We start from the raw sequence: 13,598 nt of genomic DNA, 5'->3' as shown, positions 1-13,598 counted from the left end.
TGGAGTCCTCGCGCCACAGGCCCGACGCGGCGTTCGATCACCTCGTCCCTGCGGTGGAGTATCTGAGGAGCCTGCCGGAGAAGACGGCTGCGGATTGGGCGGCGCTCTCGCGCGGACTTTTGGAGATGGGCGACATATCGAGGGAGGCTGGCCGCCTCGACGAGGCGCGCATGAGGCTGGACGAGGCGCGCGGCATCGCGTTTCAGGTGGCGCAGGCGGCCCCGCAGCGCTTCTGGATCCTCTCCACGATGGCGGAGGTGGCGCGCGCCCAGGGGCGCAAGGGGGAATTCTCGGACCTCCTCGACATGATCGAGGCGATGGCCTCTACCGATGCGGAGAAAAAGACGCTGATCGATCTCAAGTCAAAGGCAGGTCCTGCAGCGGAGCCTCAGCCGCAATCTCAACCGCAACTTCAGCCTCAGCCTCAGCCTTCTGCACCGCACAACCACTACGAGCGAATACTGGAGATCAACAAACTCATCTCGGCCGAGCACGACCTGGATTACGTGCTCAAGACGGTGCTCTTCTATGCGCTGGAGCTCTCCGGCGCCGGTGCGGGGGCGGTCCTCATGCTCGATTCCTCCGGGGATATCCGAGTCGCGGCAGTGCGCAACCTCAGCGGCAAAGAGGAGGAGATGGTGCTGAGCCGCACCCTCGCAAGACAGGCGATAGAGGAGGGCAGGCCGATCCGCACGGACGACGCCATGTCCGATTCCAGGTTCGCGAAGGAGGTTTCGATACTGGCGCACTCGCTCCGCTCGATCCTCTGCCTGCCGATCCGCGCGCGCGGGAGCGTGGTGGGCGCGCTGTATCTCGAGGACAGGCATCGCGCCGGCGCGTTCGCCTCGGCCGACTTCAGACTGCTCGACGCCTTCACGGATCAGGTGGGGCTTGCGATCGAGACGGCGAGGCTCCTGGCGCGGTCGGAGGAGAAGGAAAAATCGCTCTCGAACGAGCTGGCGGAGGCGTCGCGCCTCGCCGATCGCTATCAGGAGATGCTCAAGGAAAGGTCCGACTCGTTCAGATTCGACTACGGCGTCATAGCCTCCAGGAGTCCGGCCATGCAGAAAATCCTCAGGGTCCTGGACAAGGTCGCCGATACCGAGCTGTCCGTGTTCATCTGCGGCGAATCCGGCACCGGGAAAGAGCTGATCGCGAGGGCGCTGCACTCCAACCATTCCAGGAGGAGCTCCGCCCGCTTCGTCGCCATCAACTGCGGCGCGATCCCCTCCACGCTGATCGAGTCGGAGCTCTTCGGGTACAAGGCGGGCGCATTCACCGGGGCGGCCCGCGACAAACCCGGGCTGATCGAGGGGGCGAACGGCGGCACGCTCTTCCTCGACGAGGTGGGGGAGTTGGCGCCGGAGCTGCAGGTGAAACTCCTGCGTGTGCTGCAGGAGAGGGAGTGCACGCGCGTGGGCGAGACGAAGCCGAGGCCGGTGGACATAAGGCTCATCGCCGCCTCCAACCGAGACATAGAGGAGCTCATGAAGGCCGGGGGCTTCAGGGAGGACCTCTACTACCGCCTGTGCCAGATGAAGATAGAGATACCGCCGCTCCGGGAGAGGCCGGAGGACGTGGCCCTCCTGGTGGAGCGATTCGTCGTCGAGGCTGCGCCGGCCGGCAACCTCAAGGTCTCGCCGGGTCTCATGAAGAGGCTTCTCGAGTACCCGTGGCCCGGAAACGTGAGGGAGTTGGAGAACCTGATCAAGGTGAGCGTGGCGCTTGTGGAGGGAGATCTGATCGACGAGCGCGCGATACCGCAGAATCATCCGATCGCAAAGTCCTGGGCGGCCTTCGCAGCGCCTCCGGCCGCATCGCCCGTCGCAGGCCCGGCGGTTCCCCCGGCAGCGGGCGCAGGCAGGGAGAGGGCGAGGGTCGACGCGCGCAACGAATATGATCGGAGCAAGTCCTGGGCCGACTACGAGATGGCGATCATCGCCAAGTGTCTCGCTGCGAACGGGTTCAAGGCGCACAGGGCGGCAATCGAACTGTGCATCGCCCCTGCCACGCTCTACAGCAGGATCAAGAGATACGGGCTGAAGGACAAAGGGTGCTCGGCGTACGCCGGGCCGTTCAACTACACGCGCGGCATGAAGCTGGAAGACTACCTCCCCCTCGTCTTCTCGGCCGCGCTCGTCGCCGCAGGGGGCAGGGCAAAGGACGCGATCGCGAACCTCCGCGTCAGCCAGGGGTATTTCTACAAGGTGATGAAGAGGGCGGGCGCTTCGTAGGGATCAGTTCGCCAGATAATAATCCACGGTGGAGACCACGCGGACCTTCTTGTCGATCGCGCGCGAGTTGGCGTCCCCCATGTAGCCGTCCGATGGGATTGACGATCCGTCGCGCGCCTCGATGGAGAAGACGCCCTGGTAGGCGCGGCGGATCTTGCCGACCCTGCTGCCCGAATCCGCTGCGAATTGCTCGGCCGCGCTGCGCGCGTTCTTCGTGGCCTCGGCGATCATCGCCGGTTTGATCTCGTTGAGCTTGGTGAAGATGTAGGATGGGCCCGTGTCGTCGGCCAGCACCAGCCCTTTTCTTATGATCTCGCCCGTGCGGCCCGCGAGCTCCCTCATCTTGTTCACGTCGTTCGAGCGCACCGTGACCGAAGAGGTGATGATGAAGCGGCTCTCGCCTGCGCGCTCCGATCTGTATTGCTGGGCCATGAGGTCGGTGACGCTCACCTGCCTTGCGCTGATCTCCTCCTTGGGAATTCCGCTCTTCTCGAGGAATGCCATGAGCTCGGCGTGGTCGATCTCGACCTTGTCCTGGACCGACGACAGCTCGTCCCCGGTCGCCGCGATCTTGAGATTCCAGACCGCGAGGTCGGCGCTCACGTCTTTTTCCGAGAGCCCCTTGACCGTGACGTAGCGGTCGGCCATGCGGCTCCTGTAGAAGCCGTTGCCCGCGAAAAATCCGCCGCCGATGATCCCTATGGCGACGATGGCGGCGATGAGGATGTTGCGCCCTGAATTTTGTATTTGTTCGTTCATGATCACCTCCATATCACCATCTTCCGCTCACCGCAAGCATGCCTCCGCCCGACGAGGGGGTCGCGGTGAGAAGGAGTTTGTCCGAGCCGCTCTCCTTCGGCCTGTGGAAGAGGTAGGGAAGGGCGAACCCCACGGCCGAGCCGATGGCCGCGCCCGCGATGACGTCGGTCATGTAATGTTTGTCCGCGGCCAGCCTCAGGTAGCCCGTGGTCGCTGCGACGGCGAGTCCCGCGCCCCAGATCCACGGCGCCATGGTGTAGCCGCGCATGCTGGCCACGGTCCCGCTCGCCACGGCGAGCGAGAACGCGAGGCTGGTGTGGCCGGAGTAGAACGACGTGTTGTCGGAGGGGCCGCTCGAGCCCCCTGTCCCGTAGTGTGCGTACGGCCTCTGGCGGCCTGCGGATATCTGCACGATCTGCGTGGCGAACGAGGAGATCGCGGCGGCCTCGGCTATGACGAGCGCGTCGACCCAGAATCCGTCGATCGCATCGTCCGCATTCGCCGCCAGGGCGTCCAGGCCGAAGGCCAGGGCGGGCGCGAGCCCGTAGGCCAACGCGTGGCTCGCGTAATCGGCCGTCTTGATGCTAGACCACTTTATGTTGTCATGCCCCCAGCTGTCGAACGAGTCCACCGAACACCACCTGCAGCCTGCGGGCGCCATCTCGTCCTGGAGCGCACTGGTCAGTATCCAGCCTGCGGTGGCGATCGAGGTGGCGGCGAGGTCGAGCCTCAGGTCGTAGCGCAGATCGCGCTTTGGCGAACGCTCATCCGCACGGGCGTACGAAGCCGAGCAGAGGATCGTCGCCATGAGGGCTAAAGACAACAGAGTGAGACGGTTGTGCGACATGGAAGCCTTTTAGGGGGTGAGCCGCGTGATGAGCCTCGGGAAGGGGATCGTCTCGCGGATGTGCGTCACGCCGCAGATCCATCCGGTGAGCCTCTCCAGCCCGTAGCCGAATCCGGCGTGCGGGACGCTGCCGTATTTTCTGAGGTCGAGGTACCATTCGAAGGCCCGTCGCGGCAGCTTGTTCTCATCCAGGCGGCGCACGAGAGTGTCGTAGTCGTCCTCGCGCTGGGAGCCGCCGATGATCTCGCCGAACCCGTCTGGCGCGAGCAGATCCGAGCAGAGCGCCAGGTCGTCGTTCTCAGGGTCGCGCTTCATGTAGAACGCCTTCACCTTGGCCGGGTACTTTTCGATGAAGAGGGGTTTCTCCTCGTCGCGGGTGATGAGCGTCTCGTCGTCGCCGCCAAGATCATCGTCCTCCTTTATGTCGCTGCCCAGCTTGTGCAGCTTCTCCACCGCCTCGGCGTGCGTCATGCGCGGGAACGGGGGCGCGACCTTCGCGAGCCTCTCCACGTCGCGCTCGAGTATGTTCAACTCCTGGCAGTTGCGCTCTATCGCGCGCTTCACGATGTGGCTTATGAGCTGCTCCTGGATCTCCATGCTGCCGTTGTGATCGCAGAACGCCATCTCCGCGTCCATCATCCAGAATTCGGTCAGGTGGCGGCGTGTCTTCGATTTCTCCGCGCGGAAGACCGGCCCGAAGTCGAAGACGCGGCCGTGGCTCATTATCGCGGCCTCGATGTAGAGCTGGCCGGACTGGGAGAGATACGCCTTGCCCAGGTCGAAGTAGTCCACCTCGAAGAGCGTGGAGGTGCCCTCGCACGCGGCCGGGGTGAGTATCGGCGAGTCGATCTTTATGAAGCCGTTGTCCGCGAACCACTCGTAGGTTGCGTTGATGATGGTGTTGCGCACGCGCTGGATCGCCCACTGCTTCTGGGAGCGAAGCCACAGGTGCCGCAGATCGAGCAGGAAGTCGGGCCCGTGCTCCTTCTTGCCGATCGGGTACTCGGGCGCGATCTGGACGATGTGGATACCGGTGACGTGCAGCTCGTACTCGTCGCGCTTGGGGTGCTTGGCGATCTTGCCTGTGACGATCGCCGACGACTCCAGGGTCAGCCTGTGCGCGTCCTCCCAGATCTCGTCGGAGACGTCCGGCCTGTGCACTATGCACTGGATGAAGCCCATGCCGTCGCGCAGCTGCAGGAACGTTATTTTGCCCGAGGAGCGGAGGTTGTATATCCAGCCCCTGATCGTCACCTCGTGGCCCACGTGTTTCGGGATGTCGCTCGTGAATACGTGCATCTTGCCTGCTCCCCTTTTTTATTTGCGGATCATCTCCGCCATGAATGCCGTGAGCTCCTCCGGAGCGCTGCTCCAGCTGTAGTATATGTTGGCCTTGAGAAAGCCGAGCGGATCGCCCGTGTCGAATTGCCTGCCCTCGTATTCGTATGCCGCCATCTTTCCGATGCGCGCCAGGTCGTTCATCGCGTCAGCGAGCTGTATCTCGCCGTTGCGGCCGGGCTTGGTCTTCTTGAGGAGCTCGAAGACCTCGGGCGAGAAGACGTAGCGGCCCACCACCGACAGGTCGGAGGGCGCCTCCTCCGCAGAGGGCTTCTCCACCACCCCCTTTGCCCAGTGGATGCGGCCCTCGGAGCGGGAGATGTCGTATATGCCGTAGAGGTGGATCTGATCGCGGGGCGTGTGCTCGGTCGCGGAGATCGAACAGCCGGTCTTCTCGAACGCTTCGATGAGCTGGCGGCAGCAGGGTTTTTTGCTTTCGATGAGCACGTCCGGCAATATCACCACGAACGGCTCGTCCTGAACCACGTCGCTGGCGCAGAGCACCGCATCCCCAAGGCCCCTGGGCTTGAGCTGCTGGATCGGAACGATCTCCACGTTTTTCAAGAGCTCGGTCAGCATCTCGAGCAGCGGCGTCTTGCCGCGCGCGGCGAGCTCCCGCACGTACGAGGTGTCCGGGTCGAAGAAGTCCATGAGGTGGGTTTTCTGCGGGGAGATGATCATCACCACCTGCTCGATGCCGGAGGCCACCGCCTCTTCGAGCACCATGAGCAGGGTGGGCTTGGTGCCGATGGGCAGGAGCTCCTTCGGCACGGACTTCGTGACAGGCAGGAAACGCGTGCCCAGCCCGCCGGCAGGTATCACCGCTTTTTTCACCACGGTCGCCATCTCGCCCCCTTTCAGGTCGGACCAAGCTAACAGCGCAAAATTGCTGTGTAAAGTTTGTTTTTCCGTCGATATGGAGGGTGTGTCGGGGCCGAGTGGTTTGAGTGAAGCTCCGGGCGATCAGCGGTTGCCGCTCTTTGGTCTGAATCTTCGCATCCATGCGCCGGAGTAGCGCTCGAAAATCTCGGAGGACTGCTCGCGGGCATTGGCAAACGCGGCAGGGAGCCTCTCGGCATCGACGATCATCGCATCATCGGCCGATACGCCGGAGACTTTCAGCACCTCCCAGAGAAGGTGCGTCACGTCGGCATCGGAAATAGCGCTGTCTGCGGAGCCGGAAAGAGCAAGCCGCGCCGAAGCCAGCCCCTCTTCGCCCATCCCCTCCATGAAGGCGCGCACGTCCTTTGTCGCTGCAAAGAGCCTCTCGACCTCTGAACGCGAGGTCACCAACCCCTCGCCCTTGGAAGCGGGCGAGGCTGCAACGGCGATCTCGGTCTTTCTCCACACATCCAGCGCACTGCGCACGCCGATGGACAGGCCGCCGCTATCTTCGAGTTCATTCCAGTCTGTGTCCGTCGGGCTGACTCCCGTTATCATCGCGAGCGCGCCCTTCACGTGCGAGGGCCTGATCACGTGATCGCGGGCCTCTATCGCCGCGTTGCGCGCGGCGCTCATGATCTCGCGTTTTCTCGCTGTCTCGGTTTTGATTCCGTCTGTCTCGAATGCGTACCTGGAAAGGATTGAGGCGAGCATCTCCGTGCCGCCCTGGATCGAGTGGCGCCATGCGCCGAAGCCCTCCGCCGAGGGCTCGAAGAGCGAGAGCCCTGCGACCCACCTTGCCTTGGCCTTTATGTCCGCATCGTCGCTCAGTGGAAGCGCGGCCCGGGCCTGCACGGCGCCGCTGAGCCGCAACGCGATCGCAGGCGCGTCCCCCTCGTCCTCTGCAACGATTCTCTGCGCCTCCTCCACAAGCCATTGCTCGAACTCGGAGGCCTGAGGCGCTGAATTGGCCTCCTTGAGCACCCACAACCTCATCCACAGCTCGTGCGCAAGCCGCATGTGATCAGTATCGTTATAGGAAGCGACCGGTTCCCCCCAGCGCCGTTCCGCCAGGCCGGACGCAATGCTGTTTATCTCAGCCAGGGCCGTAGCATGCTCATTGCTCGCCGGCGCGTATACGAGGCCCTTGCCGAGCGCGATCACGCCCCCTGTCCCGTCCGTCTTGTTGCCGAACAACTTCGCTGCCTCTCTACCCTGATATCGATCAGTATCCCGCATATAAACTGCCTCTACAGCCTTAAAACCGAAGAACAACTCTGGCGCGTTGGAACCGTCAAGCGGGTTGAATCTTATGTAGTGTTTGAATTGACCAAGAATTTTTTGAATTGATGCAGCGGCGTCACCCTCGACTGTGCACAAGATATAATCAGTCAGGGGTTCGAGCCATTTCTCCGGGATGCCAAATCCCTTGTCATGATTGAGACTCTGCACCAGCTTGAGAGACCTCGCCCTCTCCGCCTCCACATCGCGCCATGTCGCGAACAGGGCCGCTGCTTCCGCTGTGGACTCGCCGGTGCGAAACACCTCGAGACAGATGCGACGGATCGATTCAGAGGTGAGATCCGAACTTCGGGACAATAAACGGGCGAGCGCCGGCGGGATATCAGAGGGACGGACGATGTGATCAAAGCGGTCGAGCGCCCCTGCCCGGGCATGCAGAAGGAGCCTCTCGAGCGCAGCCGCCTTGTGCAGGTCGTCGCTCTCGCCCCTGGAAAAGGCCCTGTTGACCAGCCATGCCGCAAGTCCCTCAGCCGCACTTTGTATCCTGAAACGCCAACGAGTGGCCTCGGAAGGAGACGTCTCAAAGAGGCCAAGGGCCGTGAGCCTGTTGTGGCTATCTATATTCCTGCTGATCCGGGGAAAATCGCCATGACATCGAACGACAAACGGTAAAAGGAGAGGGATCTGATACAGCAGCCTCCACTTCGCCCCATTGAACATCTTCCTGTTGATATCGGGGAACCACTGTAATCGCCCACCCCAATCGTGCCTTGTATCAAAGTTTATTGATGCGGGAATCGACACCAAGCGAAGACTTGCCGTATCCCTGCGCTCGAGATGCGAGATCACCATGGCCTTCTGCGTCTGGATATGCGCCAGCGCGCCGGTGGCGGCGCTGCCGTCGGGTCTGGCTATGAAGGCGTCATGGACAGGGACTATCGCTCCGGTCGCGGGAAGCGCCGGGGTGGTTGCCACGGGTGCAAGTGCGGCCGTCCCCACGGAAGGCGGGGGTATGCTGGATACGGGACCGGGCATTTTTATTTACCGCTATTCTCCCAACCCCTTGCTTATTGATGAGTCGGGCAATTGCGCCTTTGTTTGCTGCGAATTCCTGAGTTTCTCCAGGCGCTGCTCAAGGCTGTCGGACATGTCGCGCATCACCGCGATCGTGCCCCGGGCCTCCTTCTCCAGGAGATCCATGCGCTGGCTCGAATCGTCGATGGCGGAGATGAGCATTGTGTAGGCCTGTTTCACCTTATCCACTTCCACGGTAGGCGCAGAGCCGGCCTTTGCAACCGCCTCGGTCCCCTTCTTGAGGGCCACCGCGTTGGCGAGCACGAGGTCTCCCTGATACTTCCTTGTCGCGTCGAGCGCGCTGAGCGCCGTCTTCTGGCGATGCATGGCGACCTGGATCGACAGCAGCACCGGCAGCGTGAGCTCACTGGTGCTGACCGTGCGCGCGATCGCGTCCGCGAGGTCGTCGTTGCTCATCGCGGTCTGGATCGCCGAGAGCTTGGACTGATGGAAGAGCTGGCGCACGACTTCGAGATCCTCAATGCGCATGGTGACCCTGCGGCGCAGCTCGGTCAGCGCCTGGGACCTGGAGGGGTCCTGCTCTTCAGCCAGCTGGAGGACCACCTGTTCGTTGATTATCTCGCCCATGTTGATCGCCTCGGCGACCTGTTCAAGCTTCCCGTCCAGGGACCTTGAGAATTCGTCCAACTGCACTATGTCGCGCTGCAGCTGCTCGCGCTGCATCCTGAGGCCTCCTATGACATCGTCGATCGCACCTTCCACCGTGGTGAATCGGCTCTTGAGCGTGGCCAGCACGTCGTCGGCAAATGGTATGCGCTTGATAAGGCGCACGATGGAGGCGCCGATGCCCTTGCGTTCCTTCTCGATCTGCTCGGGATTGAGCTTGTCCATGAGCGTGCGGAGCTTTGCCAGCGATTTCATCATGACCGCGGATTCGTTGTCGCTCGAGATCATCTTCCCCACGCGCTGCTTTAAGAAATCCACGGTGCCGTTGGGTTCCACGCCGGCCCGTCCGAGCATGCCGGGCATGTCCTCGCGAATCGGGTCCGAGGCGACGCGGTTGACGAGCGCCGTTGCATGAGACCTGAGATCCGAGAGCCGTTCCGGAGACAGCTTGCTCAAGATCGGATTCTCACAGGGATGCGCGACGCCTCCGCGCGCGACGATGCTCGCCGGCGCACCCATGCCATGGTCGGGGGCGAACATGACCCCGCTCGTTTGCGCTGCGCCTATGATAGGCGATGCACCGACCACTATGCCGCCGACGCCGGGCGTCGGGGAGATCATAGGTGTCATACCGGCGGAAGGTATTATCGGCTTCATCATATTCTCTCCTTTTTTAACGTCGTTCATTTCAATCATGACCGGAACTGGTCACGGTATGGTATCGCTCCTCTGTCGTAGAAGTTGCGTGGTTTTTTTGAAGGATGCCGGGGCGGCGGCCCAAAGGCAGCTTGACTGAGAAAAATGAAAGAACCTCATCTATAGTAATAATTATGTTGTAAGGAACCTCATCTTTTGGTAATATTTTGTCATGTTCAGACGCTATCTGGAGGCCTCACTAAATGAATGGAAAAACGGGACTCACCGAAAGCCCCTGATCATCCGTGGCGCACGCCAGACCGGAAAGACCACCCTGGTGCATCAGTTTGCGGGACAATTCAATAGCTTCATCGAGTTGAACCTGGAGAAGGACGCCCTTCGCCGCATCTTTACCGAGGTCTCCGATATCCGCGACGTCGTTCGAAGCATCGAAGGTGTGACCAATCAACGCATCGTTCCGGGCGAGACTCTGCTCTTTATCGATGAGATTCAGAACTCGGTGTCCGCGATCAAGCTCCTCAGATATTTTTATGAAGAGATGCCCGGCCTCCACGTCATAGCAGCCGGTTCGCTGCTCGAAGTGCGCATGAAGGATGAAGGGTGGTCGTTCCCGGTGGGAAGGGTCGAATTCCAGTATCTGTATCCTGTGACGTTCGGTGAATTCCTTGAAGCGCTGGGCGAGGAGATTCTCCTGGAGGCGATGCGCAGCCGGCGCATTGATAAATCCATTCCAGGGCCTCTCCACGAAAAGCTTCTGGGATTGACGGCGCTTTACATGACGGTGGGCGGGATGCCGGAAGCGGTCAGCCGCTATGTGGAGACGGGGAGCATCAAAGAGGTCAGGATCGTCCACGATGAGCTGCACTCCTCTTTCCATGACGATTTCGCCAAGTACTCGAAGCGCTCCGAAGTGGAGTATCTCAAATTGGTCTGGGACCGTGTCCCGTTTCAGATCGGCGCGCGCATCAAATATTCGCGTCTCTCCGAAGGCCAGACGCGATCAAGAGATATTTCAAATGCCTTTTCCATTCTCCATGAGGCGATGCTCGTCGAACGTGTCTGGCCCACGACGAGGACTTCCGCGCCTCTCGTCAAAAAGCCCAAGGCGGCGCCGAAAGCGCTTTACCTTGATATCGGGCTTTGCACGCATGTCTTGAAACTCACTGAAGATCAGATTCGAAAACGGTTGATGGACCCCGCGTTTGGCGGCGGATTGGCTGAGGCATTTGTGGGGCAAGAACTGTTGGCGAAGGACGCGCATCACCGCGTGACGCCGTATTTCTGGATTCGGGAAGAAAAGGATACGACTTCAGAGTTGGATTTTCTGCTGCAAAGAGGCGAACGTCTTATCCCGGTGGAGGTAAAGGCCGGGAGCCATGGGACGCTCAAATCGCTGCATCAATACCTTTACCGCAGCGGCACGAATTTCGGCGTGCGTGTTTATGAGGGGAAGCCGAATCTTGAACATCACAACGTGATTTTGCCCGACGGCTCTTCCTTGAAATACAAATTGCTTTCCATCCCTCTCTATTCCGTTTCTTGTCTGGAGCAGTTTGATGTGATGGAAAAGTAGATAATTGCTTCATCATCAGGGCGGTGATCAGCGGTTGCCGTTCTTTGGTCTGAATCTTCGCATCCATGAGCCGGCATAGCGGCCAAATGTATCGGATGCCTCAGTGCGGATTGCGGCCAGGGCCTGCGGAAACTGGTCCATGTTCACAAGCGATGCCTCGGATGCGCTCATCCCAGAGCGCCTGAGCAGCTCCCAAAGGAGCAGAGTCGCCTCTGCGTCGGAGACGTCGTCTGCGCCTGAATCGGCCAGCACCTTTCTCAAGTTCGCAAACGCATCAGGCCCCAGTCTCTGCAAGAGCTCCCTGATATCAGAAGTCGCCGAGAAGAGCCGGTCTGTCTCCGCCTGAGACTGGAGCACGTTGTCCTTTTTAGCCTCATTTGAAGGCGCTGTGATATCTCTTTCCCTCCACACATCGAGAGCACCACGAATCCCTGCGGGGAGGCTGCTGTCCTCCTCGATCTCTTCCCAATCCGCATCGGTTGGAGTGACATTGGTCATCATCGCGAGGGCACTCTTCACGTGCATGGGCCTCACTACGTGATCGCGGGCTTCGATCGCAACTTCACGTGCAGCACTCAGAAGTTCCTTCTTCCTCATCCCCTCAGTACTCACACCTTCTTTCTCGAACGCTGACCTCGAGAGGATTGCCGCCAGCATTTCCGAACCGCCCTGTATAGAGGAGCGCCAGGAGTTTGAAGAAGGGGCGAAGAGCGCAAGTCCCGCGACCCACACTGCCTTGGAATCGAGCCCAGCCTCCTCATGAGATGGAAGCGATATGGCCTCGGCATCGCGCTGGCCGATCACCGCCACCTGCGGCGGTCCGCCATCTGCTACGACTTTCTGCGCCTCGACCGACATCCATTCCAGGAATGACCTGGCGTCTATCGCCGTGTCGCCCCCGTGACGCAGATTCCATCTCACCCACAGTTCGTGCGCAAGAAACCTGATGTCGCGGTCCTCGTACGAATCGCTGAGCCGGGGAAGGAGCCTGCGGTTTTCATTGATGACCTTCAGGGTATGATCTATCCCATCGAATGCCCTCTTGTAGTCCTTAGCTGAATCAAGGCTGAAGAAAATGCCGTTGCCAAGAATAGTCGGAGCATCAAGGTCTGCAAGGTTTCCGACAATGCCGAGCCAGATGTCGACCCCTTTAAAAAGGTTGGAGATCGATGTTCGAAAGTAAGTCCAATCGCCGTAATCTTTGGGGTCAGAATATGCATCACCAAGACTTAAGGGTACATCTGAGGTTGCACTAAATGTCGCTCCCCTGTAACGGGTATCACGATCATACTCTTCAAAAAGTCCGCCTACATCCTCCAACGTCGTATCCTGCCCCTGATTGATAGCGCGCAAGAGTCCCACCAGTCGCTCGAGATCGCGGCCGCCCCCTTTCTTGTCCAGATTCTGCATGGCATTAGAAAGGCCGACCCAGGAATTCTCGGCGTCACGCCACCTTGAAACAAGATCCCCGACAGCTTCTGAATCCACTCCGCTGACAAAGTTGACTACAGCCTCTTTAGCGCTCTCGAACCCATAGCCGTCATTTATTATGAGTGCGAGCGCATGGGTGATGTCTGCCGGACGAAAGATGTGATCGAATCTGGAATGTGCGACCAACCTCGCCCTGTTGAGAAGCCGGTCAAGGGCCGTCTTTCTCGCTTCAGCCGAGGCGTCGCTGAACGCATATCCGGCAAAGACCTCGGCGAGCCTCACAGCGCTGGTCTGGATCGCATATCGCCAGCCGGTCTTTTCGGAGGAGGTGACGTCAAACACCCCGGAATTCACGTAGCGGTTGTGCCATTCAAACAGGTGGGTGACCAATCCTTTACGATAGCTGACAGTGCCCGCGGGTATCCACACATGTGTCACATGATGAATGACATCTCCATATTTAGTCCTAAGGCGATCAGACCTGCTCTCTGAAAGCAATTTTGCGATTCTCGGCTCGTGAGGAGGAAGACCGTCGGTTTCTTTTTTCAATGCTTTATCTGTGAGTTGACCCAGAAGCCAGCTCCTCTGCGGCTGGTCAGCAGCCAATACACCGCTCGCACCGGCCTTGCCCTGGTTCGCGATGAACGCATCCTGCGCAGGCACAAGCGCGCCGGGATTGACTGCCCCTGCGGTTGCCACGGGTGCGAGTGCGGCCGTTCCCACGGAAGGCGGGGGTATGCTGGATATTGGGCCGGGCATCTTTCCTTTCCTGCGTCAGTTTCAACTGTGACCGGCAGCTGTCACGGCATGGTATCGCTCCTCTGTCGTAGAAGTTGCGTGGTTTTTTTGAAGGATGCCGGGGCGGCGGGGCGGCACATGGCAGTCAACCATCTGAAATACAAGGCTAATTTTATTGTGTTCCTCTGAGCTGTGT

Annotated in this window: 9 protein-coding genes; 2 read left to right on the top strand and 7 right to left on the bottom strand. The window is 60.3% G+C overall.

Going from position 1 to position 13,598, the window contains the following annotated elements:
- Positions 1 to 2,234, top strand: a 2,234-nt coding sequence (locus tag WC683_12030) for a sigma 54-interacting transcriptional regulator (GenBank protein ID MFA4973336.1), incomplete at its 5' end; no start/stop codon positions are given.
- A 3-nt stretch (positions 2,235 to 2,237) separates the two neighbouring features.
- Here WC683_12030 and WC683_12025 read toward each other — a convergent pair.
- From WC683_12025 to WC683_12000, 6 genes are all read right to left on the bottom strand, one after another.
- Complete coding sequence (locus tag WC683_12025; GenBank protein ID MFA4973335.1) at positions 2,238 to 2,993, bottom strand: SIMPL domain-containing protein; 756 nt, start codon at positions 2,991 to 2,993, stop codon at positions 2,238 to 2,240.
- Positions 2,994 to 3,006: 13 nt separating this feature from the next.
- Positions 3,007 to 3,801, bottom strand: a complete 795-nt coding sequence (locus WC683_12020) for a phosphatase PAP2 family protein (GenBank protein MFA4973334.1) — start codon at positions 3,799 to 3,801, stop codon at positions 3,007 to 3,009.
- 48 nt (positions 3,802 to 3,849) lie between these two features.
- Positions 3,850 to 5,139 carry an asparagine--tRNA ligase gene (asnS, locus tag WC683_12015; GenBank protein MFA4973333.1) on the bottom strand — a complete coding sequence of 430 codons (1,290 nt, stop codon included), beginning with the start codon at positions 5,137 to 5,139 and terminating at the stop codon, positions 3,850 to 3,852.
- An 18-nt stretch (positions 5,140 to 5,157) separates the two neighbouring features.
- Complete coding sequence (locus tag WC683_12010) at positions 5,158 to 6,024, bottom strand: UTP--glucose-1-phosphate uridylyltransferase (protein ID MFA4973332.1); 867 nt, start codon at positions 6,022 to 6,024, stop codon at positions 5,158 to 5,160.
- Positions 6,025 to 6,141: 117 nt separating this feature from the next.
- Positions 6,142 to 8,277, bottom strand: a complete 2,136-nt coding sequence (locus tag WC683_12005; protein ID MFA4973331.1) for a hypothetical protein — start codon at positions 8,275 to 8,277, stop codon at positions 6,142 to 6,144.
- A gap of 72 nt (positions 8,278 to 8,349) precedes the next feature.
- Positions 8,350 to 9,660, bottom strand: a complete 1,311-nt coding sequence (locus WC683_12000; GenBank protein ID MFA4973330.1) for a toxic anion resistance protein — start codon at positions 9,658 to 9,660, stop codon at positions 8,350 to 8,352.
- A 211-nt stretch (positions 9,661 to 9,871) separates the two neighbouring features.
- Between WC683_12000 and WC683_11995 the strand changes: the two genes are divergently transcribed.
- Positions 9,872 to 11,233, top strand: coding sequence for an ATP-binding protein (locus WC683_11995; protein MFA4973329.1), 1,362 nt, complete (start codon positions 9,872 to 9,874; stop codon positions 11,231 to 11,233).
- A 27-nt stretch (positions 11,234 to 11,260) separates the two neighbouring features.
- On the opposite strand, the gene WC683_11990 is transcribed toward WC683_11995, so the two are convergent.
- Entirely contained in the window at positions 11,261 to 13,270 is a 2,010-nt protein-coding gene (locus WC683_11990) for a hypothetical protein (protein MFA4973328.1), read from the bottom strand.
- Between the last annotated feature and the right edge of the window lie 328 nt (positions 13,271 to 13,598).

The organism is bacterium (genome assembly GCA_041648665.1).
GTDB lineage: Bacteria > UBA10199 > UBA10199 > 2-02-FULL-44-16 > JAAZCA01 > JAFGMW01.
Note: the sequence above shows the minus strand (reverse complement) of the source record. Positions and strands in the feature narration are given on the sequence as shown.